Annotated in this window: 21 protein-coding genes; 6 read left to right on the forward strand and 15 right to left on the reverse strand. The window is 41.0% G+C overall.

Annotated features, from left to right (window positions below; translation table 11 throughout):
• Nucleotides 1-4 precede the first annotated feature (4 nt).
• Nucleotides 5-490, forward strand: coding sequence for a VOC family protein (locus BCU91_RS16840; protein ID WP_102531975.1), 486 nt, complete (start codon nt 5-7; stop codon nt 488-490).
• Between the two features lie 267 nt (nt 491-757).
• Here the strand turns inward: BCU91_RS16840 and BCU91_RS16845 are convergent, their stop codons facing one another.
• The 6 genes from BCU91_RS16845 to BCU91_RS16870 all read right to left on the reverse strand — a co-directional run bounded on the left by BCU91_RS16845 (nt 758) and on the right by BCU91_RS16870 (nt 8,086).
• The gene (locus tag BCU91_RS16845) at nt 758-2,104 is read right to left on the reverse strand and encodes a S41 family peptidase (protein WP_102531955.1); all 1,347 of its coding nucleotides are present in this window, start codon (nt 2,102-2,104) and stop codon (nt 758-760) included.
• Nucleotides 2,105-3,019: 915 nt separating this feature from the next.
• Nucleotides 3,020-3,406, reverse strand: coding sequence for a ribosome recycling factor family protein (locus tag BCU91_RS16850; protein WP_102531956.1), 387 nt, complete (start codon nt 3,404-3,406; stop codon nt 3,020-3,022).
• 240 nt (nt 3,407-3,646) lie between these two features.
• Nucleotides 3,647-4,852 (reverse strand): OFA family MFS transporter, encoded by a 1,206-nt coding sequence (locus tag BCU91_RS16855; RefSeq protein WP_102438629.1) that lies wholly within the window; start codon nt 4,850-4,852, stop codon nt 3,647-3,649.
• A gap of 274 nt (nt 4,853-5,126) precedes the next feature.
• On the reverse strand, nt 5,127-5,897 hold the full coding sequence (locus BCU91_RS16860) for a LytTR family DNA-binding domain-containing protein (protein ID WP_102531957.1): 771 nt from the start codon (nt 5,895-5,897) through the stop codon (nt 5,127-5,129).
• 18 nt (nt 5,898-5,915) lie between these two features.
• Complete coding sequence (locus tag BCU91_RS16865; RefSeq protein ID WP_198590488.1) at nt 5,916-7,562, reverse strand: LytS/YhcK type 5TM receptor domain-containing protein; 1,647 nt, start codon at nt 7,560-7,562, stop codon at nt 5,916-5,918.
• A 140-nt stretch (nt 7,563-7,702) separates the two neighbouring features.
• Nucleotides 7,703-8,086 carry an MAPEG family protein gene (locus BCU91_RS16870; protein ID WP_102531958.1) on the reverse strand — a complete coding sequence of 128 codons (384 nt, stop codon included), beginning with the start codon at nt 8,084-8,086 and terminating at the stop codon, nt 7,703-7,705.
• A gap of 796 nt (nt 8,087-8,882) precedes the next feature.
• Here BCU91_RS16870 and BCU91_RS16875 point away from each other — a divergent pair.
• Nucleotides 8,883-10,316, forward strand: a complete 1,434-nt coding sequence (locus tag BCU91_RS16875) for a hypothetical protein (protein WP_102531959.1) — start codon at nt 8,883-8,885, stop codon at nt 10,314-10,316.
• Between the two features lie 150 nt (nt 10,317-10,466).
• On the opposite strand, the gene BCU91_RS16880 is transcribed toward BCU91_RS16875, so the two are convergent.
• The 9 genes from BCU91_RS16880 to BCU91_RS16920 all read right to left on the reverse strand — a co-directional run bounded on the left by BCU91_RS16880 (nt 10,467) and on the right by BCU91_RS16920 (nt 20,575).
• On the reverse strand, nt 10,467-11,795 hold the full coding sequence (locus tag BCU91_RS16880; RefSeq protein WP_102531960.1) for an ATP-binding protein: 1,329 nt from the start codon (nt 11,793-11,795) through the stop codon (nt 10,467-10,469).
• Between the two features lie 63 nt (nt 11,796-11,858).
• On the reverse strand, nt 11,859-13,280 hold the full coding sequence (locus BCU91_RS16885; protein WP_102531961.1) for a sigma-54 dependent transcriptional regulator: 1,422 nt from the start codon (nt 13,278-13,280) through the stop codon (nt 11,859-11,861).
• 97 nt (nt 13,281-13,377) lie between these two features.
• Nucleotides 13,378-14,586: an FtsX-like permease family protein gene (locus BCU91_RS16890; protein ID WP_102531962.1), complete on the reverse strand. Its 1,209-nt coding sequence runs from the start codon at nt 14,584-14,586 to the stop codon at nt 13,378-13,380.
• Between the two features lie 23 nt (nt 14,587-14,609).
• A complete protein-coding gene (locus BCU91_RS16895) occupies nt 14,610-15,923 on the reverse strand; it encodes an ABC transporter permease (protein ID WP_102531963.1) in 1,314 nt (437 codons plus the stop codon).
• Nucleotides 15,924-15,944: 21 nt separating this feature from the next.
• The gene (locus BCU91_RS16900) at nt 15,945-16,673 is read right to left on the reverse strand and encodes an ABC transporter ATP-binding protein (protein WP_102476313.1); all 729 of its coding nucleotides are present in this window, start codon (nt 16,671-16,673) and stop codon (nt 15,945-15,947) included.
• A gap of 104 nt (nt 16,674-16,777) precedes the next feature.
• Nucleotides 16,778-17,011: a hypothetical protein gene (locus tag BCU91_RS16905; RefSeq protein ID WP_102531964.1), complete on the reverse strand. Its 234-nt coding sequence runs from the start codon at nt 17,009-17,011 to the stop codon at nt 16,778-16,780.
• Nucleotides 17,012-17,091: 80 nt separating this feature from the next.
• Complete coding sequence (locus BCU91_RS16910) at nt 17,092-18,351, reverse strand: HlyD family efflux transporter periplasmic adaptor subunit (RefSeq protein WP_102476311.1); 1,260 nt, start codon at nt 18,349-18,351, stop codon at nt 17,092-17,094.
• Nucleotides 18,352-18,613: 262 nt separating this feature from the next.
• Nucleotides 18,614-19,459 carry a cobalamin-binding protein gene (locus BCU91_RS16915; RefSeq protein WP_102531965.1) on the reverse strand — a complete coding sequence of 282 codons (846 nt, stop codon included), beginning with the start codon at nt 19,457-19,459 and terminating at the stop codon, nt 18,614-18,616.
• Nucleotides 19,460-19,537: 78 nt separating this feature from the next.
• Entirely contained in the window at nt 19,538-20,575 is a 1,038-nt protein-coding gene (locus tag BCU91_RS16920) for a DUF2235 domain-containing protein (protein WP_102531966.1), read from the reverse strand.
• Nucleotides 20,576-20,776: 201 nt separating this feature from the next.
• Here BCU91_RS16920 and BCU91_RS16925 point away from each other — a divergent pair, with 201 nt between their 5' ends.
• The 4 genes from BCU91_RS16925 (at nt 20,777) to BCU91_RS16940 (ending at nt 23,256) form a co-directional block, all read left to right on the forward strand.
• On the forward strand, nt 20,777-21,319 hold the full coding sequence (locus BCU91_RS16925; protein WP_102531967.1) for a hydrolase: 543 nt from the start codon (nt 20,777-20,779) through the stop codon (nt 21,317-21,319).
• 353 nt (nt 21,320-21,672) lie between these two features.
• Nucleotides 21,673-21,957 carry a J domain-containing protein gene (locus BCU91_RS16930; protein ID WP_102531968.1) on the forward strand — a complete coding sequence of 95 codons (285 nt, stop codon included), beginning with the start codon at nt 21,673-21,675 and terminating at the stop codon, nt 21,955-21,957.
• 7 nt (nt 21,958-21,964) lie between these two features.
• Complete coding sequence (locus BCU91_RS16935; protein WP_102531969.1) at nt 21,965-22,498, forward strand: hypothetical protein; 534 nt, start codon at nt 21,965-21,967, stop codon at nt 22,496-22,498.
• Nucleotides 22,498-23,256 carry a hypothetical protein gene (locus tag BCU91_RS16940; protein WP_102531970.1) on the forward strand — a complete coding sequence of 253 codons (759 nt, stop codon included), beginning with the start codon at nt 22,498-22,500 and terminating at the stop codon, nt 23,254-23,256. Before BCU91_RS16935 ends, BCU91_RS16940 begins: the two co-directional genes overlap by 1 nt.
• The last annotated feature ends 3 nt before the right edge of the window (nt 23,257-23,259 follow it).

Raw genomic sequence — 23,259 nt, forward strand, 5'->3', positions numbered from 1 at the left:
TATTATGAAAATGAGTCATGTAGGTATTATGGTTGGTGACATGGATAAAGCCGTCGAGTTTTATACCCAAGCATTAGGTCTTGAAATTGTCATGGGCAATTCAGCAGTCATCGAAGAAAAACAAACTGCCATTGGTAGAATGTGTATTGCGGTATTTGGTGATGGTTTTAAAGGTTTTAACATCGCCCACCTCGTCACTTCTGATGGCATCGGCTTTGAGTTATTTGAAATGAAAGACCGCGAAGAAAGACATCATGTCGACTTCACTAAAATCGGTATCTTCCATTACTCGTTAGAAACAGATGACTTTGAAGGCGTTATCGAGCGAGTTGAAAAATTCGGCGGTAAAGTCAGAATGGACATCATGCGCTATCATCCAGAAGATGATAATAAGCCTTACAAAATGGTGTATTTAGAAGACCCATTTGGAAACTTATTTGAACTATATTCTCATTCTTATTCAGAAACTTATTCTTCTGAATACACATAAGAATTAAAGAATTTTAAAAAGCAGCTAACCGTGGTTAGCTGCTTTTTTTGTATTAGAGAAGTTTGTAGGCAAGTATTATTTAAGCGCCTAAATCACTTTTGGACAGAAGCTTGTTGGATTTAAAGTTCTTAAAGTAATGAGTCCTATTAGGAAATGTATGGCAAGTGGATATATGGTAACGCCCAAATAACAGGCTTAAAATTGTTGGCTAGAATAAGCGACGAAGGAGCTAAAGCCAACTGTTTTAAGTCCTTGTTTATTTTCTTGTTAGATTTTTTCTTTCAGCTTTTTAATCGCACTAGAAAGCACAATATCTTTTTCTGACCTCAGATGTTCAGGCATACGATTAATAGTAACTTGTGGAGTAATTCCATACCCTACAAACTCTTTCCCATCAGGGTAGCTATCACGCTTAGTACAAATTCTTAAAGAACCGCCACCGGGTAAATCAAAGAAAATAGGTTGTCCGGTACTGCCATAAGTTTTTTCGCCAATAGTTGTAAAGTGCTTCAATTTATCTGCATAAATTAAAAAGTCCTCTGCCGCAGAGGCGGTATGTCTTCCAATAAGCACGTACGTAGGCACTATGTGATTATTACTTTCCTTTGCTTTAAGTAACTCCATAGAGCCAGATTCCCACGCGTTATCTTGGGCATAGTCCTTATACTTTTCACTGTAATTCCCCCATGCCTTGTATGCAGCAATATGCTTTTTAGTTTTCCAAATTGAGCCTTCTAAGTCTTTATTGGTAAAATGAGACAATATTTCAGCAGCAATGCTTGAGTTGCCACCTCCATTAAATCTAAGATCAATAATTAGAGCTTTAGACTTTTTAATATTTCCGTAAGCAGAATTAAAGTGTTGCAAAATTTTTTCATCATGAAACCCGTTCAAAGCTATATAAGCCACTTCATTATCTAACCACTTAAACTCAAATAGTTCTCCATTGGAACTTGGTTGCTTTAAAGATACTTTATCTGCTTTTTGGCGTCGTGAGTTTCTGGTAAGTGTTACATCTTTGAGCACTCCCGATGGAGTCTTTATAGTAAAGTTAACTTTGGTGTTAGGTGCTCCATCTAACATATCTCTTACTGCATTATTCCATAAAATGTGTTCGGTTGAACTAGCAATGTAAGGCATAACATTAGTTTTCAAATGAGTTTTTAAATCAACTCCATCAACAGAGATAATACTAGAGCCTAAGGGAATCTCCGCTTGTAGTTCCCTTTTTACTTTAGTCACTACAGCTTGGTGATTAGCCTCAGTTAAACTTAAAGCTGGCCAGTCTACGTACTTCGAAGAAAGCCCTTTGGGTAAGTAAATATTAGTATGCCCATCTTGTAATAAAGCATTAAATTTCATTAGCTCGCGGTAATACTCGTAAGTTGTTTCAGTAGCTAATACCTTGGAAATATATTCTCTATATGCACTATCAAAATCTAAGTCAGGTACTTGATCAAAAAATGCAAAGTTGTAGCTTGCTTCTTTCCAAAATAATGATAAACCATACAGCTTATCTTCATTTGATAAGTTATCAGGTGAATTTCCAGCCTCTTTGGCTGAAACAGAAATTGATACAATTAACAAAGAAGCTAATAATACTTTTTTAATCATTTAAACTATCCTTAGTAGCTTGGAATGCTGATGTAGGCATAAAAATCTAACAGTATATTAGGCTGAATTCCGAATAAGAACGGTCTTAATAAGAACAGGTCGCCAGTACTTTAATCACTCAAGACTAACAGTAAACCAGTGTATCAACAATGAGTTAGAACATAGAAAGAACTGATTCCCAGTTTCTCCGCCTGAGTGAAACAAAGAACTGTCATCATTGCATAAAGTGCAATGTTCACGCAGGTCTTATATCTTGCGTCCCGCATTAGCTTTTATAAGGCTGAAGCTTTAATTGCGCTACTAACAACTTCTACCAGTGAAAATCATTTTGGGGCATAAATGCGTTACAGCCACCAACTTTATACTTCGTTTATATTGGCTCTTTTTCAGTAGTCCATTACTTCAGTTTAATCTATTGCCTGCCGCAGGTGCTATATAGAATATACGAATGTCGCGATCACATAGTCAATGATGTTCCCTACATCATAATGACATCTAACCCATATCCCTATGAGTTAGATGTGAAACAGCGACCTTATGTGCAGATACAACTGCGAGACGCTGCACTCTTTATATAAGTCAAAAGGCCCATAAACTTTGCCACAACAAATGCCTGTTTTGGTCATATTTGTTCCCGACAAATAATGACTGTTCCCGCCATCCTTGGCAGTCAGAAGCTCGCTGCTGCATCTACACAGGGGTTATTATCTCTTCGATTTGACTGCATTCGTGGCAATAAAAGAGCTAACGTTAGAAATCTATAACATTAAAAGTCTAAAAGACTCAATTTGAATTGAGGTCATCGAGACTCTTTATTCCGAGAACTCGTGAGCTTGGCATGGAAGCCAATTCAAATTGTAATACTTCATCTAAACAGCAACATTGCCCTGCTTATAACACCTTAAAGCATCATCACTAAGAGTCAGCCTCAAAACGAGCCACTCTGGCTTCAACCTCTGTGCAGCCGGTGCTTTGTATCAACTCAGCTAAGGTGGTACACGGGCGTTCAGTGAGCAGGCGCACCAGTTTTACGGCTAATGGTTCTAACTTGTCACTATGTTCAAGCAGTGCGATGTTTAGCTTTTTTATCAGGTAGGCAAACTCATTATTAGTTTGCCCTGATAACTGTGCGGCAAAAGACTGAATATTAATGGCATCTCCCACGAGTTGCCAATTGCGAGAACGACGCACTCGCTTAAGCTCACAACCATATTGCGTAGCCATATCTTTAGCCTGCTTGGCGGCGCTGCCACCGATGCGATGAATAAGCGAAGGCAGTGCAATGGTGATATCTTCATTCATAGGAGGATTGGTTAATACTCATTGAGGGCCTTTGATTAATAATGAATCATACCCCAATAACACCAATCTAAACATGAGAAAGCAGCTTGGCGAGTTAAAGTGCACTACTTTTTCAAAGACTTAAGCTGACCTGTTTAAGTTCAGATAAAAAAACGCCGCATTGCTGCGGCGTAAAGGAGGTTGGAACGAAAAAAGCTTAACGCTATATTCAGACCTCTTGGCCCAATAGCGTAATTAAAACTAGCTAGCCATGGCTAAAGAAGGCTTGTTTTCTGGTAACTTCACCATGAAAGAGATGACGGTTGATAATACGATAAGTCCTAGCATTAAGTAGAAAGTCGGAACAAAGCCACCAAATAACGAAGCGACAATAGAGCCAATGATACTGCCGATACCAAAGCCAAGATAAATAAAGCCATAAATTTTGGTTAAGTTGTTAAGGCCAAAGAAGTCACTCACTAGCGATGGGAACACAGTAATGGTGCCACCAAAACTAAAGGCGATACAGGCAACGGCTAAGTAAAAGCTCCACGCATTTAAGTGAACAAATAACAGTGAACCGACACCCGCTAAACATACAATAAGCGCAATGCTGATGACTTTCATGCGATCCATTTTGTCAGATAACACACCAAGAACTAAACGACCTGAAAGGTTAGCCACTGCAATCACTGCCACTGCAGATGCTGCTGTTGCCATACTTAAATGTACATAACCTTCGCCAATGTCTTTTGCCACACCAATCACGTATAAGCCACTCATACAGATGGTTAAAAAGATTAATGCTAGTACCCAAAACTGTGATGATTTCATTGCTTGCGCCAGTGTAAAGTCTCTGTTTGCAACGCTGTTTTCTGCGGTTGAGACTTCTTGAAGGGGGGCATCTTTCATCATTAATCCACCCGCAATGACTAGCACCATGGCAATCACAGCCCATGTATCAAATGTCATCGCCAAACCTGAATGGGTCAGCATATACATGTTGATGTATTTAAAGCCTAAACTGCCAAGGCCATAAGCACCAATAGCACAAGCAGACACTAAACCTTTACGTTCAGGGAATAATTTAACGCAGTTAGATAGGCTCATTAGGTAACCGGTACCATCAGCAAAACCCACTAACAGGCCGCCACATACATATAGCATTAATAGGCTATCTGCATGCGCAGTAAGAAATAAGCTCGCGCCGATTAATAGCCCAGCACCAATGGTGACATTACGAACCCCAAAGCGCTCTTGTAACTTGCCTGACACTGACGAAGCCACGGCTAGTGATAAACTTAAAATACCGAAAGTAAACGCCACATTACTCACTGGAAGCGACAGTTTCTCAGCTAACGGGGCATTGAATAAGCTCCATGTGTATACCGAACCCAAGGCGAACTGCGCCAAAATGGTACCAATAAGCGTCATAATACGCGCTCGGTTTGATATTTGTGCTGACATAGTGTCACTCTCCACAGCAATAATTAATGATTAATTTAACAATATGGTGGTCAAAATACGGCTTTTTGAGAGGAAGACAAGAGTCTGAATTAACTAAAACATGAGCTGTAAAATAGCGGCATCAAATGCAATATATCGGCATGAAATGCATTTATGGGGGTTAAATGCTGAGTGAGCTTATCTGCAGTAGCAAGGGTGGTTGTATCGTTTTTTGAGTCGTCTTTATGGGTAGGCGGTGTTGAATAGTTCGTTAGCTAGCCAATGACAGCAGCGGTTATAAGTTCATCAGTGCTCGAAAGGTTTTTATGTTACTGCGACTCACCAGCACTTCACCGTCAATATCGCGCAGTTTTAACAGATAGGTGCTATTGGTCCAAGGGATGATTTCACGAATTTTATCGATATTAATGCAATAGGATCGATGGCAGCGAAAAAACGATTCGCTCGGTAAACGTTCCATCAAATCAGTAATGGTATAAGGCACATGAAACACCCCTTCGCGAGTATATACCTCAGTGATTTTTTCGTTGGCAACCGCATAATAAATATCACTAATATAGCTGACCACAATGCGGTTGTTTTGGGTTAAATTAATGGTCTGATTAAGGCTGCTGGCCTTAGGCTTGGGCTTGTCGGTATTCACTGGCAAAGACTCGACATTGATATCTGCCGCTGGTAGGTGTTTTTGAGCTTGCTCAAGTTTTTGCAACACCCCAATAGCCCGCTGCTCATTAAAAGGCTTGAGCAAATAATCAAATGCTTCTAACTCAAAGGCATCTGCGGCGTGCTCTTTATAGGCAGTCACAAACACGATATGCGGCTTTTCAGAAAATTGATGAATGTTTCTCGCCAATAACATACCGTCAATGGATGGAATATTAATATCAAGAAATATCACATCCACTTTATTGCTTTGCAGGTATTTAAAAGCTTCAAGACCATCATCGAAGGTCGCTACCACTTCAATCTGACTATGGGTTGCGATCAAATAAATCAGCTCTTCTCGTGCTAGGTATTCATCTTCTACAATCAAGGCTTTTAACATAGTCCCCCCTATAGTCTTCTAATGAATGAAAAAAGACATCTCAGTGCCTTTTGTCAATGCAGTAATCTCTAAGCCAGCACCATAGAGTAGCTTTAACCTTTGGTGTACATTCATCAAGCCGATGCTCGTGCTGTCTATGGTTCCTTGGTGCAACTTATCAATCAAAGCCGGATCGATGCCAACCCCAGTATCACGAATGGTAATTTTCACCCGATCATCTTGCTGCTTTTTAACCGTAATCAGCACCTCACCAGGATAAGACGCAGGCTGAATGCCATGTAAAATGGCATTTTCCACCAGCGGCTGTATCAGTAAGCTTGGCACACAAGTGTGTACATCATCAATATCAAAGCTGACGGTTAATTTAGGCCCAAATCTCGCCTGCTCAATCGCGGCATAATCCCGCACCTGTTGCAGCTCTTCTTGGATATCTATCAGCTCATCAGTGTGATCTAAATTAAAGCGCAAAAAATCCGCTAGTTTGGCGATCAATTCTCGAGCTTGCTGAGGCCGAATACGTATTAACGTAGAGATAGCATTGAGGGCGTTAAATAAAAAATGCGGATTAATTTTACTTTGCAGCGCCGAAAACTCTGCTTTTGAGGCCATGGTTTTTAACTGTTCGATGCGCGACACTTCCATTTGGGTAGAAATCAGCTGCGATAATCCCACCGCCATTTCCCGCAGTGAAGACTTAATTTGATAAGGCTCACGGTAAAATATTTTTAAGGTACCAGTAACGACATTGTTCTCCATTAATGGAATGATTAACAATGAATGAAAGTCATGGGCATCAAGGTTATTGCTAATAATTTGTTTGCCTGTGGCAACGGCTTGCTCGGTCATCTCGTTAATTTTATTGTGGGGCTCTAGGTAGTTTTCTTGACCTATACCCACATAAGCCAGTACTGAGGTGGTATCAGTTATCGCCACCACATCCGCTTGCGTATCAAGGCGGATGATCTGGCAAACCGCAATTAACGACTGACGATCATTTTGACGAAAATAAGGTAAGGTTTTATTGGCAATATCTAAGGCCAATTTTGCCTGCTGCGCAGCAATCCAATCTTTTTCATCGTCAATATCTTGCACTAACTTGATAATCAGCCCAATGGACACAGTGCCCAATATCATCGGCAAACCAATGTGACGCACAATCACCATTGCCTGCTCATAATCATCTGAAAGCACCACAATCAGCACCATGGTCAGCACCTCGCAGATAACCCCCGCTAAAATGCCATACCAGGTATAGTGTTTTTTATCGACACCGACATGTATCCAACTTGCCAGAAAGCCTGCAAAAATACTCGATATTAAACAGGCGGTTGAAGTCGCGCCATCAAGATCAATTAAGTAACGATGCAGCCCTGAGATGATACCTGCTGGGATCCCCACCCAAGGGCCAAAAAGGATACCGCCAGATAACACTGCAATAATACGCACATTAACCAAGGAGCCATCGACCTCAATGCCGGTGTAGGTGCTCATAACCGCAAATAAAGTAAATAACAGCGACATCATCGCCATCTCAATCGGTTTTCGATTTGGTTTGGTGATGATTTTTTGAAAGCTGCGGGTGCGAGTAAGCAAAAACAGCAGCATCAGCATTAAGGCTGCCCGTTCAAATACGGCGATTAACATCATTAATTGCTCGGTATACATAGCAGCGCCTCTAATAAACCCAATTGATAGCAATAGGTATAAGAATTATATGATGAAATTTTTACAATGCCAGTATTTGACCTTAAAGGTAAATTGTAGAAAGGTTTATATCGATTAAAGAAGTTTAAAATTTTCCAAGCTTAAAAAGCTTGCCAAAAAATGCCAAATGAACAGAAAATTGCCACAAACCAAGCCAGTGAGCGCATAGTTGATAAGCCCTTTAAGTACAGCAAGTGATAGCTCACTCTAGCAATCACATGCACCATAGCTAACGTCGAAACAGTAGCATTAACATTATCAGTTGCGATCGCGGTTAAACTGCATAAACCAAAAACGATCAAAGATTCAAAGGCGTTTTGATGCCCTGCTAGTGCTCTTGCGCCAAAACCGGTTAACTTGGCTTGCTGTGCCCGCGGATGTGCATTGTCATAACCGCCGAGTTTTGCCATTGCCACAGCAACTGGCCCCTTGGCTAAATAGGGTAATAAGATTGTGATAAACAGACAAATCAGTAACGTTTGCATAAAAGCAGCCCGAGTAAGTTAAGGTCATTAATTACTAGTAAATCATTAATTACTTTTTAAGCCCAATGTTTTATTCAGCTAATGTTTTATAAATAATTGATTACCCATGGACCATTCCACCCTGTAAAACCGTTACTACTAACTTATGCACAGTCATCAGAATTTATTTTAAACAAAGTGATTCATTATTAAGCCTTTAAAATCAGAAACACACCTTGGTTAAATTAGCTGTCAGTCATAACAGCCTAGTAACAGCTTCACCAATGCAACTGATACAGCGCCCTGATTGAGGTTACTAAAGGTAATCCTCCAGCAATGAACCCCAGCCTACTGACAGCATAAATCTAACCATTTTATGCACAATATCGATAAGTTATACTTTAGCTAAATTCTTTAGCTCAAAGCTTTAGCTGAGTGCTCTGTTCACTGCAATTTGAGCCACTGTCACGATCGCAACCCTTCACGCGTTCAGGGTTTGTCAGTCATTGCTAATAAATAGATAAACCATTGGCAGATTATGACTCTAATACTCGCCACCCTAGCTGTATCATTATTAAACAACAACAGTTGTTTTTATGCACATTTTTTAACTACTTATTCCTAAAAATCTTTTGACACCCTTGTTAATGAATTGTTAAGTTAGAGCTTGTGCTCCAGCTGATAATGAATTGGAGTGACAAAAATAACCTCATGAAAAAGAAGGCTAATTGATTAATTACTTTTAACCATCGTGTATGTAATGACGTTTATTTCGTGATGGATAATAATAAAAACACCCACAAGGAAGCGCTAAATTATGAACAGATTACTGGTTCTCATTTTACTCTTTGTCAGTTTACAAGTTTCAGCTAAATCGTTACCACCGATACTCGATCATCTGCCTATGTGCACGCCAACAGTGATCGATGGCATCTATGTGGAAAATACCCTTAAAAATAGCTCAAATGATAAATTAATAGAAACTAGCTTTCGCCTGATCCAGAAAAAAGCCAAACAAAAGCGGGTCGATGCCGTCATTATTACTAATTTAATTGAAGCCAATAAAATTATTATCACTGCTGACTTAATTGATTTTTGCGACGAAGATGACCGGTTATCTTCGGTGAAAACTGCTTATAATCAACTTAGCCGTAAACCCATTAGCTTTAAAAAACCGGCGCCAGCCACTAAGGTTTCAACAGCAGCAACGACCAATCGCATTGCAGCTAAACCCAAAACGACCACTGCGCCACAAGTCACTTTAGCGCAGTCACAAATTAGCCCTGCGATTACAATACTGTCAGAAAAAGAATTATCTAGCCTTGCAAGAGAAGCAAGCTTTCCTTCAACTAATGTGACTCTATCTAGCGCCTACGGGGTTAGCATTGATGACTCAACCCAACGTCTGATTGAATTACTAGGTCCTGCCAGCGCTTTATTTACCCTAAAAGATCAATCCCAAGCATGGCTATATGGCCGCGAGCTGTGGTTTATTATCGACAACAATAAAATTCAGCAAATATCCTATAAAGATCGCTCTTTACTTAACTACAATGGCAAAAATTTAATTAGCTACAACGAAAGGTTTGATAATAACTGGCTGATTGATGATAAAGCCGGATACCGTGATGAAGTACTGCAAGTGCGCAATAAGCTTGATTATTTAAAGCAAACCAGTACTGAAGAATATATCGTCTCCAATCATAAAAACTTACTGACGTTAGAGTTTGATGAGTTTTCTTCTATCACCAGCGATGAGCCTGAATTACTGCTCACAGGTTTCACCTTTAAATCAAGAAAATACAGCCGTGATAATGATGAGATATTATTTTCGGAGCTCAATAGCCAAAAGTTAACTGAAGTACTTTTACCTACTGAGAACAATCAACCCAGCACGCTCGATGCGCTAGTTAACCGTTTTGTGCCTAATGTTATTCAATTTTCAAACAACGGCGTTTGGAGTTTACTGTCAAAAAATGTGCAGGTTAAGCATTACAATAATGTCATTCAAAAAGTAAAACTCTCTGAGAGTATTAACTACCCTATTGAGTCTGATGAGCAGTTTATGGCTTATTTAAAATCCATTAATATCCCAGCCACCCGTGAAGCTATGTTGGCACACTTTAGCGATCAAGCCAGTGCATGGTATGAGATCATTAATGTCGAAAGTGATGACTTTGTATTAAAAGCCGAGTTCACCTCTGAAGATGATGATGCGATGTTGATTGCACTGGAAGTTGAGTATTTATAAACAGCGCTTATACGTAGCACTTATCAATAACAATCATCACTCGCTTAAACAGTGATATTGTTATTAATACTATGATTAACACTTCAAAAAAGCCCAATAGAGACTATCTATTGGGCTTTCTTTATTCTTACCGTTATTAACTAAGTACGACTATTCATTAGGCAACCACAATTTAACGCTTAAGCCTTTCTCTTTACGGTTTTGCATGGTGATATGACCGCCATGGGCTTCAACTATTTCGCGGCATAAGGGTAAGCCAATGCCAGTGCCCGATTGTTTAGTTGAATAAAACGGTAATAAGGCTTGGGATAACACCTCGCTAGACATGCCTAAACCGTTATCTTCAATGGTGATCATCACCCCAGTTAGCGGATGACTGACCTCTAGAAACGCCACCGTGACCCCATCTTTATCAGCCCCAGATTCATGGGCATTTTTAAGCAGATTGATTAACACCTGTTCTAATTGCACACAGTCTAAGGCAATGGCTTGTTGCGGCAATGCTGAAGTTAAACTGAACCGATACTGCTGGGCTAGCTGCTCGATTAAATTATCCCAATTAACTGGCGCCTTTTTCGGTAAAGGCAGCTTAGCAAATTGGGCATAATGGGAAATAAACTGGCTTAAATGGGCGGTGCGATTTTCGATGGTATCGAATATCAGCGCTAATCGTTCGTTATCCAAATCTTTAGTTAATATTCGGCCCGAGTTGACCATTGAGGCAATAGGCGCCACAGAGTTATTCAACTCATGGCTGATAATGCGGATGACTTTTTTCCACACCGCCACTTCTTGGCGATTAAGCTCTTTGGTTAATTGTTTAAGTAGAATTAAATGATGACGTTGATTATTTTGATTAAATTGCCCGCGTGATATATGCCAGGTTTCGATTTCACCCGCGCTATCATCGCTTAACCCTTCGCCATTGGCATCAATGGAAAACAAGCCTTCATGCTCACTATTTAATGCCTGCTTTAACGCGCTTGGTAACACTGCAATCAAATCTAAAAGCAGCATGCCTTCAATTCTAATCCCCTGATTAAATAAGTGCCTGGCAGCATCGTTAGCATAAATAATTCGCTGATTATCATCCACCAGCAACATGATGTTAGGCGAGTTTTGTATCACTTTATCGAGCATTAATTCACGCTGATAAATAAACTGCCGCTCTTTTCGCAGCTTGGCCGAGGCTTGATTGTATAAATCGGCCAGTTCATTAAGTTGCGGCTCAGCATATTCAGGTAATGACACACTAAATTCATTATCTTTAAAGTTGAGTAAGCCGACTTCTAATGCTTGTAAGCTTTCGCCCAGTTGACGAGTCAGGTACATACTGATGAGAAAACACAGGCCCAAGCTCACAACCACCGCGGCCCATACTGACTCATCCCCAAGCCATTGCCACAGACCGTAAGCCAGCAACAACGACACTAGGGTGCAGGCTAAATTTGACAGTACCAGTTTGTTACGTAGGCTCATTTAAGGTTTGTTCTCTAAGTTGATGTTCATACTGGTTTTCCATAACCACGTTGCTGAGCAAAATTACTTATTCACTGACAAGCCATATTTTTCCATCCGCCGATACAGTGCTTGGCGGCTTAACCCCAGTGCTTTAGCGACTCTGGAAATAACCCCACTGTGCGCCACTAACGCTTGTTCAATTTGTTGCTTATCAGGCTCTACAGTGGTGTTTGTCGACGTAACTGTGTGGTCTTGAGTAGGAAACTCTTTAGTAAGAGGTACGTTGTGCGATGAAGTCTTTGTTAGTGCATTCTGCTCTGTCAGCGTTTGCAACATTGACAACCCTAAATCAGCAATGCTTAGTTGTGATGATTTAGCCAATAACACCGCTCTTTTACAAACATTCTCAAGCTCGCGCACATTACCCGACCAAGCATGGGTTAATAGCGCTTGCTGCGCCTGTTTATCAAAACAAAATGATTCACCGACAAAGAAGTTGGCTAATGGCAATATGTCATCAATGCGTTGATTAAGCGGCGCTAACGCTAGTTCAATAACATTTAAACGATAAAATAAATCTTCTCTAAACTGACCATTGGCAATGTCTTGGCCTAAGTCGGCATTGGTGGCACTAACGACACGTACATTGACTTTACGGGTTTGATGACTGCCTAAGCGCTCAAACTCGCCGGTTTGTAATACCCGCAGTAATTTCACTTGCCCCGATAAGGGTAAATTACCGATTTCATCTAAAAATAACGTGCCACCATCTGCGGCTTCAAAGCGGCCAATGCGTACTTTATTAGCGCCAGTAAAAGCCCCTGCTTCGGCGCCAAACAGCTCTGCTTCTAATAACTCCATTGGTAAGGCGCCAATGTTCACTTTGATAAACGGCTTATCTTTTAACAATGAATTGGCTTGAATAATGTCAGCTATTTTATCTTTACCTGCGCCATTGGGCCCGGTGATCATCACCGACACATCAGAGCGCGCCACTTGCAGTGCTAAGTCAATGCAACGTTGCATGGCGCCGCTGCCAAACACCATACCGCATAAATCAGCGTCTTTGATGGCGCTCATGCGTTCTGAATCCAGCCGTGACAATTGGTTATTTTGCTTGGATAAGTGATATATCGATAATAAATTACTGATGCTATTTAGCAGCTTGGCATCATCCCAAGGTTTACCCATGTAATCAGCAGCCCCAGCTTTAACCAGCTCAACCGCGGTTTCTAGCTGAGTCCAGGCGGTCATTAAGATGATAGGTAAATTGGGTTGTTGTTCCCGTAAGGTATAAAACAACTGGCGGCCTTCTTCACCAGAGGTGGTGTCCTGGGTGAAGTTCATATCCTGAATAACCAAGCTGATATCTTGCTCTGCCACAATCTGTAAAGCTTGCTCTGGGGTTTCGCAGCTTAATGATTTATAGCCATGAATATCCAACATTAATGTCAGAGCGCTACAAATGGCATGATTATCATCAACGACTAAAATACTATCCATGTGTGTTCATTGTTCTCTTTTTTAGGGATACCCTTATGGGGTTCAAACTACCGTAAAATAGCCTCATTGACGAGAACCATCTTACGGTATGTTTACTCTAAACGCTGCGGGTGGCCATTGCAGGTGAAATACTTGAGGCGCGAACGGCAGGAAGAATGACTGCGAGTGTCGTCACCAACAATAAACCCACCACAGCAGAGATAGGGTAAACACTGGGCAGCATAGGCAGGCTATATAGCGTCATTAATTGTTGACCTAATTGCATCGCCAGTAAGCCCCCGATAATGCCGCCAGCAATACAAATTAAATAATTTTCAACCATAAAATAACTGACTATATCGCGCTTTTTAGCCCCTAATGCACGGCGAGTACCAATCTGTTTAGTGCGGCGCTGAATGTTAAACATCACCATTCCCGTCAAGCCTAATGCAGTAATCAATAGCAATAGCACCACCATCATACTCAGCACTGTCGCCATTAAACGGTGATTACTATAGGTCTGTTTTTTAAGGTCTGACAGCGATGAAAAGTTATCAATAACCCGATTAGGGTTTTCTGCATGGAACGCCTTTTTAATGATCGCTTCCAAATCAGCTATGTGCTCAGGTAGTGCTCTTACCATATAGGTCTTATTAGTACTCTGACCACCAAAATCAATATTTTGCATCACACTGTATTCAAAATTTGGGTTATCTACCCAAGCCCCTTGCAGCTTTTCAATCACCCCGATTATTTCAATGGGCGTCTCACCTTGATACATGACTTTACCCACGGGTGATTCATCGCCCCAAAACTCTTTAGCTAAAGGCTGAGACACCATGGCTAACATACCGCTGTCATCTAAGCTGGTATTCATTTCTTCAGGCCTAAAATTACGCCCTTCTATGAGTTTAGCTCCCATGGTGTTTAACAGATGATCGCTACCTAAATAAAAGGCAAAACCAGGCGTTGTTTTAGCAGTATCACTATCTGGTCCATCGTTATATATGTCCATCCAACCACTATCACTTAACGGCATCATATTCGTTGATGACGCATCAATCACATTAGGCAAACTGCGCAATATTTGCTGGTCAATTTTGTTCTGCTCAATATTATTAATTGCGGGGTCAAAGTTATAAACATTAAATTTAAAGATTTGCTCTTCAGCGTAACCTGAGTCGCGCTGCATCATGGTTAAGCGTTCATGAATAATAAAACTGGCATTAGCCACAATCGCTACTGAAAGCATGATTTGCAGTAACAACAGAACTGGCGCGCTCTTACTGCGCAATAAACTCGAAATAATCGGTTTGATATGTAACATGTCGAATTCCTTTTTCTGGTTAGCTATTGTGCTTTCAAATACACACTTGGTTTAGTGCGGCACACGACCCAAGCAGGATAAACACCCGCTAACACAGCGGTTGAAATGGCAATTAATGGGGTAATAATCCACATACTGCTATCAAGCCCTGCCACGCTGGCATCGACATTAAATTGTGATTCAAGCAGGATTAGTGCCCCCCAAGCCCATAACAACCCGACCACGCCACCAATAAAACCGATAATGCCAACTTCAACCATATATTGACTGAATATTTGCCCACGGCTAGCACCAATAGCACGGCGAACACCGACTTCTGGCGCACGCTTTAAAAACTTTGTCAGCAATAATCCAAGAATATTGACTAAGCACACCGTCAGAAACAATACACTCAATCCCACTAAGATTTTGTTATCCCTCGGTACGACATTATTGTCCTCAAGCCACTTCTCCACATGACTTATCTGTACAGCTTCTTTGGCTGTTTTAGCCGTATCAGTAAAGCGGCCAAAGCTGCGTTGCTGTTCAACATATTGCGTTAACCACGTTTGTAACTGTTGCTTATCAGCTTCTGTATCTAATAGTGTCCAGAATTGAATCCAAACTTTCTCAGAATTCAATCTATCTTGGTGGGTCAACATCGGTTCAAACTGCCATCCTTGGGTATTACCCCAAACATCAAATTCTTCTTGTTCGGTTAATGAGAAGGGAATAAATATATTCTCTGCATCATTAAAACCACCATTGGTAGGATCATAGTATTTAGGTTGTGGATTCCAATCCTTTATCACCCCAACAATTTGATATGGTTTACGGTTTAAATAAATTGTTTTACCAATACTATTCTCACCATCAAAAAAAGTAGTATTAAGTTTTTCACTAATCACCACTTGATACGCTGGCAGAGAATCAACACTTTTATCCCATCGCTCACCGTATAGGAATGGCACTTCAAAAATGGTAAAAAAATCGCCATCAATCACTCGAACACTTTCTAAAGTCGGCTCTTTTTTAGGATCATCAGACTGCATGGCCAGTCCCGTTCGATAAGAAGCGGCTTTAAGCTTTAGATCATTATGATTTCTAAGGTTAATTACATCCGTGTAGGTGATGTTTGACATGAACTCATCCCATGAATCTAATCCTTGGCTCCACAACTGCACCGAATTGATTTGATCACTACGATCACCCGCCGGGTTATAAGACATGGTTTTATAAACATTTAAGGTGGTGATAGTAATGCCAATACCTATGGATATGGCTAATATCATTAGCAATGACAACATGGGTGTTTTCTTGATGCTGCGCCAAGCAAGATCGCAATAGTATAAAAACATAGTGACTCTCCTACTCGGTCATTAAGCGCCGTTAGCGACTTTTTGTAAGTCGGCTACCACACTGTGGTCAGCTTGTTGATACATGGAAAAGTCACAAACCTGACCATCGACAATTTGGATATTGCGCTGAGCGCGGCGAGCAAGTTCGGCATCATGGGTTACCATAATAATGGTGGTCCCTGACTGATTAATATTTTCTAATAATTCCATCACTTGGCGCGCCATTAAGCTGTCTAAATTACCTGTTGGTTCATCGGCAAGTAAAAAGCGTGGCTCACCTGCCAGCGCGCGAGCAATAGCAACTCGTTGCTGTTGCCCGCCGGATAGTTGCGTCGGTAAATGCTTCATTCTGGCAGCAAGACCGACTTGTTCTAATGCTGATTCCACACGGCGCTTGCGCTCAGCCTTATTAAAGCCACGATAGCGCAGAGGTACTTCAACATTTTCAGCTAAATTCAAATCTGGAATAAGGTTAAAACCTTGGAAAATGAAACCAATTTTTTCATTGCGAACTTGGGCACTTTTATTGTCATTAAGGTTTGATACATTGACGCCATCAAGGTGATATTCGCCGTCAGTAAAACCTTCAAGCAAACCTGCAATATTCAAAAAGGTGGTTTTACCTGAACCTGATGGCCCTGTTACAGCAACAAACTCACCTTCTGCCACTTCAAGGTTAAACTCCCGTAATGCATGGGTTTCGACTAAGTCCGTTTTAAATACTTTGCTAATATTTTTCATTGATAACATTGTTGTATTTCCTTGTTTAACTCGGCGGTATTTCATACCACTTCAAGTTCAATTAATTTGTTTAACCTTCCATATATGATCGATATGGCATGATTAAATAGGCGTTAAAAAATCACCACTATCTGTAATACTGAGGAGATGTCGAGCTTGATGAAGGCGTTAACTAAGTCATTCTGAACCGCTTCAGTCGCGCTATCTGACACTTGAGCGGTTAAATCAATGAGCTGAAAAGTGAATGACAACCAGTCTAGGCTGGCATCTATACGATAACTCACCGCTAAACTTAAAAGCATCAAAGCCAGCACACTAATAAAGGGTCTAGTTTGTAATTTTTTCATGGTCGTACCCTTACCGAGCTTGGATTAAATTTGTTGGATAAAATTTAAGTTTTTATAAATTCTGATTATCTAATTTGAGCTTATCTAAGCTGAATAGTGTCATCGTTACTAAAAGCTTCGGTGCCTGAAATTACCCACACATCACCTTCTTTACCGCCTTCAATCACTTCCACCTGACTCATACTTCTCACACCTAAAGTCACGGCCGTCTTTTGGGCTATATCATCAGTCAATAAATAAGCTGTTGAGCCACCGCGATTTAAAAAGTCGCCGCGCTTAACCATTAATACATTGGGGCGGTTTTCCAGTAATACTCGAGCCGATAAGCGCTGATTTTGACGTAATGACAATTGCTCATCAGCATCAAAGCGAACTCTGGCAGTGACTTCACGGTTACGCACTTCTGGTGAGATTGAGGACAATTGCCCCATGACATTGATATTGCCAAAGCTCAGCTCTACATCCATGCCGATACCTAAGTCATCAGCATAAGATTCAGGTACGGCGAGCTCTGCTTCAAAGGCACTTAAATCCACCACGGTTAAAATAGGTTGGCTGGCACCAATACGGGCTTTTTGCTCCACCAGCCAGTTACCAATAATGCCTTTCACTGGGGCTTTAATGTTAAGCGCACCAAGTTGACGGGCTAACTCCTTGACCACTAACGCTTGTCTAGACACTTCTTCGGCACGATTTTTAAGCTCAAATGCTAAGGTATCGCCCATTAAGTCAACTTCGGCAATGGCATGTTGATGCAGCAATTTTGCTTTGTGCAGATCATCCTTACCCTTTTCAAAATCGATTCGACTAATCAAACGGCTTTCAATCAGTTGATCGCCGCGGCGACTTTCACGATCTGCCGCCTCTAAGTCCACTTTGGCCATGTCTAACACTTGGCTAACTCTGAGTTGTTCTCGGCGAGCATCTAACTTGGCCCGTTCTAAATTACTTTCCATTGCCCCATACAATGATTGCTGCTGCTCATAAGAATTTTGTAACTTAGGGCTTTCTATTTGAGCAACCACTTGACCAAGTTCAACGATATCGCCAGGTTGGCTCAGCATAGTCACCACACCTTGTTCAGTGCTATATAAAACAGGTGCATTAGCAGCTACGATTTTCCCGGTGGTGGCAATATCACGAACCAAAGTGCCGCGAGTCAGTGTTGCTAGCCTTAAGTCAGTTGCATCAATTGAGCGAATATTATTGTCATGTCCTAAGCTTGCCCACACCAACGCACTCATCAACAAGCCAAGGGTACCAATCACTAATGGCATTTTTAGCTTATTGGTTAGCTTTGGCTGAATAACCTTATCTTGTCCGCTGGTATCTTTAATCATCATTAATCCTAGAATGCGCTCAATGCTGCTGCATTTATCAATCATATTGCATTGGATATAGCACAGGCTGTGCCATAAATTAAATAATGATATTAATTAGATACTTAAGATATTTTAATTATACGACCAACAATCGAAAGTGTCCGCGGACACCCTGTAAAGTGTCCGCATTAAAATGAGAAGTGTCCGAAAACAAAAAAAGTGTCCGCGCGGACACTTTTTGGCAATCTAGATTGAATAGTTAATTCAAGCAGCTTTAGGCTTAGCGCACTTTATCTAATGCACTACACAAGGCTTCAACACCTAAAATAGCCCGTGGGGAGGCGCGGTGCAGTACATCAGCATTGAGCTGATAGATATGCTGATTCTTAACCGCAGGTAATTCTGGCCACTTTGACCAGTTAACGCCAATCACATTACCTTCATCCTGACTCTGTAAAATCACCTCAGGCATGGTGAGTAATACATTTTCTACGCTTACTTGCGGGTATTCACTGGCGGCATCGATAAAGACATTTTCACCATGACAAGCTTCGATAATATGTTCTATCCAACTGCCTTTTGAAACCGTCATTAACGGCGTTGACCATAACTGATAAAATACTTTTACCGGCGACTTTAATTGATTTTCAGCGCGGATATCCGTTAGCTGCTGACGATAGTTTGCTGCCACTTGCGCTGCTTTTTGTTGATTACCTGTAAGCTCACCCAGTTGCTCTAATTCATTGGCCACATCATCAAGGCTTTTAGGGGAGCTATCGAACACATTAAAACCCAGCGATTTTAATTGCGTTATATCGTCCATTTTATTGCCGCTATTCCACACCACGATTAAGTCAGGGTTTAGCTCTAACACTCGCTCAATTTGAATACCGTAGTAACCACCGATACTGGGAATAGACTTTGCTGCCTCTGGAAAATCAGTATGATCAGTAGTGGCAACAATAGACTCGCCAGCACCGATGGCATAGAGCATTTCAACCGCGTGGGGCGAAAGCGCTATGATACGTTTAGCGGGTTCTACAGTCGCATTGGCTGCCAACACCGAAGTAGAAAAAAGACTGACTACAAGTGTGATAGCGAACACGATAGATTTTGGTGACAACATGCCTTTCCTTTGAATTTTTTTTTATGGTTATTGCTTATTAGCGAGCAGTATTTTTTATCGATCAGTATGATAACAGCCTTACTCGATTAACCTAGCGGGCCAGCCATGACTATCGATATAAGTTTGTAAGTTTTTAGGCCGATAATTATCATCTGCCTCCCAGCGCTGTTTTACCGATAGGTGGATCAGAACTGGCGCTTCACAATCTGTCAGCGGCCGGAGATATTCGCCACGAATACGGTACACATGTTTTTTAGACTTATGCTTGGTCGCCATAGGATTAGGGCGCAAACTGTCATGCAAATGGGTCTCAAATGCTAAGTCAAATTCACTGGCTTGTTGCATCATCCATTTAAGCGCAATATCAGACAAACAGCTTTTATCAGCATCGGGTTTATAACTGCCACCGATATTACTGTGCACCCCAGTAAACCACACTTGTTGAATATTCATGTTGCTGCGAGGCTGCCAAATGGTCGGTCTAAAGTCATCGCGCACTTCATCAATGGCCAAGGCATGGCGCGCCACGCTAACATTACGACCTAATTTAGTATCGTAAAACTCATCTTTGTCTTCAAATAGGCCTAAAAATGAAAACGGGATCCCCATAGCTCCGACGGTATCCCACACCCCAACAAATTTAACCTGCCTTGATGGATAACTATACTGCTCGCGAAAGGCGATGGATTTGACGCCATCAGGCTTATAGGGTTTTGATTTAGATTTATAGTGCTCAAACGCAGCTTGGATTTGATTGGCATCGGGGCGCTTTAGAATACCGCAATTATTAATTAAGCCACATAAACTGCGCACGGTATAAGCGCCGCGGCTAAAGCCAAACAGATAAATTTCATCGCCTTCATGGTAGTTTTGAACTATATAGCGATAACAATCCATAATGTTTTTTTGAACACCACTACCCGTGATGCCGCCAGAAACTGAGTCATAGTAAGAACCAACACCCCAATCGTAAAACACCTGTTGCGCCACACCATCATCGGCAACGGGTTTAAGGCCTCTGGCAATACGTAGTACATTGGTTGGAAAGTCTTTTTTAAGATCTTTCTCTGGACGGTTCCAGGTGCCATCGGCACAAATAACAATACGTTTTTTCATCATTTCTTCCTTGAATTACAGTAAGTGAGTGCTAAGCAATTAAATAGTATTAACCCTTACTACCGAATAAAGCTTCGACCTTTAGACAATAGTCAGCCAGCCCTAACAAGGTTTACTCTAACTCAGCTATAAAGTGAGATGAAGCTTATCTGAAGTTTAGTTTAGCAACTCACTTATTGACCCATAGACAAAGGAGTTTTTATGTTAACTGCGGATCAATCTGCATTAGTGATTGTGGATGTTCAAGGTAAGCTTGCACAGGTAATGCAGCAATCTTCGGCGCTGCATCATCAGCTCGCTATCTTGATCCAAGGGGCACAATTATTTGATATCCCAATTTTATGGCTGGAACAACTGCCCGATAAATTAGGCCCTACCACGGCGCAATTGAGCGAGCATTTGTCTAAAACAACTCAAGTGATTGCTAAATCTCACTTTAGCGCATGGCAGTGTCAGGAATTTCAGCAGCAGTTAACGCGTTTAAACCGCAATCAGATTATTCTCGCTGGTATTGAAACCCATGTTTGTGTCTATCAAACCTGTCAGGATTTGCTGGCTAATCGCTATCATGTGCATTTAGTTGCCGATGCCGTGTCATCGCGCATTGAGGCCAATAAATCCCTCGGAATTGAAATGATGCAAGCTTTAGGTGCTAAACTCACTAACACTGAATCTTGCTTATTTGAACTGCAACACCAAGCTACAGGTGAGCGCTTTAAGTCTTTACTTAAATTGATCAAGTAAACAGGCCATAAAAAATACCATAAAAGTGAGGCCACTCTGCAATAAAGAGCACTTAGTGCTCTTGTTACTGCCATCATAATTTTATTTTAAGCTGTTATTTTATCAAGCAAAAAACGCCTAAATGGCTCTATAACGGCCATAACGCGATATCGCTTAACTGCCGATATCACAGTTACAATCCTCTGTATGACTAATATATTTGTTGAAAATATAACCTGTGTATTTTGTATTAAGCTAAACTTACTGATAGTTTTATGGGAAACACAGTAATTCTGTTATTATTTGCACCCAAATAATCATAATTTAATGGATTAGCACTCGCCTATCCAAGTTCATTCGCCACAGGTAAAAATATGATTAACCACTTCACTGTCCTCGGTGTCAAAGCCAGTGCCAAAGAAGACGAAATAAAAAAAGCTTATAAACGTTTATCAAATAAGTTACATCCCGATAAACTGCTTAACGCGTCAGAAGAAGAAAAACATCAAGCAGCCCTGCAGCTACAAAGGGTTAAAAATGCCTATGATATTTTATCTGACAAAAAATTAAGAACTGCATTTATTAAAGATTTTAATAATGTCATCGTGACCAATCCTACAGCGGCAATGACCGAGCTGTGGGACCAATTTTATTCTTGAGAAACCCATGAGCCAAACACTGAATATCTCACGCATCAATGAGTTAAAAAATAATGCCTATGACAATATCGAATCGTACAACGATCCCGATACCCCTGATGCATTAGCTAAATTTACTAACTCAATGAAAGAGATTTTATTAGCCGATCCGTCGATGCTAGCCGCGGTACCCGAGTATTTACCGGTTGCCTTATTTAACCGTATTCGTTTCTCAGACGAAGCAAAAATCAAATGGGCCGGCTGGATCGATAGCGCGGTAATGCCAAGCTGGGACGAGTTTAAAGTCACCATACAATTTAATAATGCTGATGTGCCTTTAGTACTTGCCGTGCGCAAATATTCAGAAGAGCTATTAATTGAAAGCTGCGCCGTGGTGTATCTGCTTAATACTCAAGATAACGTAGTTGCACCGACTAAATCTTTTGCTACATCTGAAGGTGGTGATAGTGACGATGGCTATGATCCATATAACAATGATGACGAGCAAGAAAGCGAAGATGAAGAAGGTTATTACGACCAATATGATGATGAGGAGCGTTAATGAACAATCTTATTGAACTTGCAGCAGAAGAGATTAAAGCACTCGCTGATGTCGAGCCACAACAAGCCAGTAAGCGATTCGAAATCATTGCCAACACAATGAATGATGCACAACTTGTTGATGTTATTGAGCATATGGATATTGTTACCTTAACTCAAATCAATAGTCATCATGATATTTCATGTCCATCGATCATGTCTGAGCTGATGACGCCAGAGCAGATCCGCGACATCGTATGCCAACAGCCTTTGTATTGGGAAGAGCAGGTTAAAACTAATGTTGATGAGCTAATGCATCATACCTTTGAGTTTTTAACCTACCTTATTCGTATTCAAGGTACTGAAGAAAAACAAGCTGCTATTTTAGAATGTATTGCTGAAGATCCTGCTGGGTTATTTTACTTATCAATTCCCTTTATTGAATTGATTCTGGCGCCATCAGGCGAAACAGACCACAACACCATTTTTGATTCTTACGATGACGAAGATGATGGTGAAACAGTCGGTTATGACACCTGGCAAACCGATGAAGAAGCCCATAGTCTGGCTATGGATGACCCGCGCAGTTTATTAGCCTTAATTCATCAAATTACCCCAGATGTCGCCAAATCGATAAAAAACCTACTGCGCAATGAAAGCTCAGGTTGGGAGCAAATCATCGGGAAATTTGTCAATGAACTGGTACTACAAGCCAAAGACAAAAACCAAGTGACTGATGAGTACGCTGAAGTTGATGATATGTTTACTTTTCTTGATTAAGGA

Source organism: Shewanella sp. 10N.286.52.B9, from assembly GCF_002873635.1.
Taxonomy (GTDB): Bacteria; Pseudomonadota; Gammaproteobacteria; order Enterobacterales; family Shewanellaceae; genus Shewanella.

Bases quoted from the DNA above. Each gene is read 5' to 3' on its own strand.
- BCU91_RS16840 (WP_102531975.1), top strand. From the start codon at position 5: ATGAAAATGAGTCATGTAGGTATTATGGTTGGTGACATGGATAAAGCC.
- BCU91_RS16845 (WP_102531955.1), bottom strand. From the start codon at position 2,104: ATGATTAAAAAAGTATTATTAGCTTCTTTGTTAATTGTATCAATTTCT.
- BCU91_RS16850 (WP_102531956.1), bottom strand. From the start codon at position 3,406: ATGAATGAAGATATCACCATTGCACTGCCTTCGCTTATTCATCGCATC.
- BCU91_RS16855 (WP_102438629.1), bottom strand. From the start codon at position 4,852: ATGTCAGCACAAATATCAAACCGAGCGCGTATTATGACGCTTATTGGT.
- BCU91_RS16860 (WP_102531957.1), bottom strand. From the start codon at position 5,897: ATGTTAAAAGCCTTGATTGTAGAAGATGAATACCTAGCACGAGAAGAG.
- BCU91_RS16865 (WP_198590488.1), bottom strand. From the start codon at position 7,562: ATGTATACCGAGCAATTAATGATGTTAATCGCCGTATTTGAACGGGCA.
- BCU91_RS16870 (WP_102531958.1), bottom strand. From the start codon at position 8,086: ATGCAAACGTTACTGATTTGTCTGTTTATCACAATCTTATTACCCTAT.
- BCU91_RS16875 (WP_102531959.1), top strand. From the start codon at position 8,883: ATGAACAGATTACTGGTTCTCATTTTACTCTTTGTCAGTTTACAAGTT.
- BCU91_RS16880 (WP_102531960.1), bottom strand. From the start codon at position 11,795: ATGAGCCTACGTAACAAACTGGTACTGTCAAATTTAGCCTGCACCCTA.
- BCU91_RS16885 (WP_102531961.1), bottom strand. From the start codon at position 13,280: ATGGATAGTATTTTAGTCGTTGATGATAATCATGCCATTTGTAGCGCT.
- BCU91_RS16890 (WP_102531962.1), bottom strand. From the start codon at position 14,586: ATGTTACATATCAAACCGATTATTTCGAGTTTATTGCGCAGTAAGAGC.
- BCU91_RS16895 (WP_102531963.1), bottom strand. From the start codon at position 15,923: ATGTTTTTATACTATTGCGATCTTGCTTGGCGCAGCATCAAGAAAACA.
- BCU91_RS16900 (WP_102476313.1), bottom strand. From the start codon at position 16,673: ATGTTATCAATGAAAAATATTAGCAAAGTATTTAAAACGGACTTAGTC.
- BCU91_RS16905 (WP_102531964.1), bottom strand. From the start codon at position 17,011: ATGAAAAAATTACAAACTAGACCCTTTATTAGTGTGCTGGCTTTGATG.
- BCU91_RS16910 (WP_102476311.1), bottom strand. From the start codon at position 18,351: ATGATTAAAGATACCAGCGGACAAGATAAGGTTATTCAGCCAAAGCTA.
- BCU91_RS16915 (WP_102531965.1), bottom strand. From the start codon at position 19,459: ATGTTGTCACCAAAATCTATCGTGTTCGCTATCACACTTGTAGTCAGT.
- BCU91_RS16920 (WP_102531966.1), bottom strand. From the start codon at position 20,575: ATGAAAAAACGTATTGTTATTTGTGCCGATGGCACCTGGAACCGTCCA.
- BCU91_RS16925 (WP_102531967.1), top strand. From the start codon at position 20,777: ATGTTAACTGCGGATCAATCTGCATTAGTGATTGTGGATGTTCAAGGT.
- BCU91_RS16930 (WP_102531968.1), top strand. From the start codon at position 21,673: ATGATTAACCACTTCACTGTCCTCGGTGTCAAAGCCAGTGCCAAAGAA.
- BCU91_RS16935 (WP_102531969.1), top strand. From the start codon at position 21,965: ATGAGCCAAACACTGAATATCTCACGCATCAATGAGTTAAAAAATAAT.
- BCU91_RS16940 (WP_102531970.1), top strand. From the start codon at position 22,498: ATGAACAATCTTATTGAACTTGCAGCAGAAGAGATTAAAGCACTCGCT.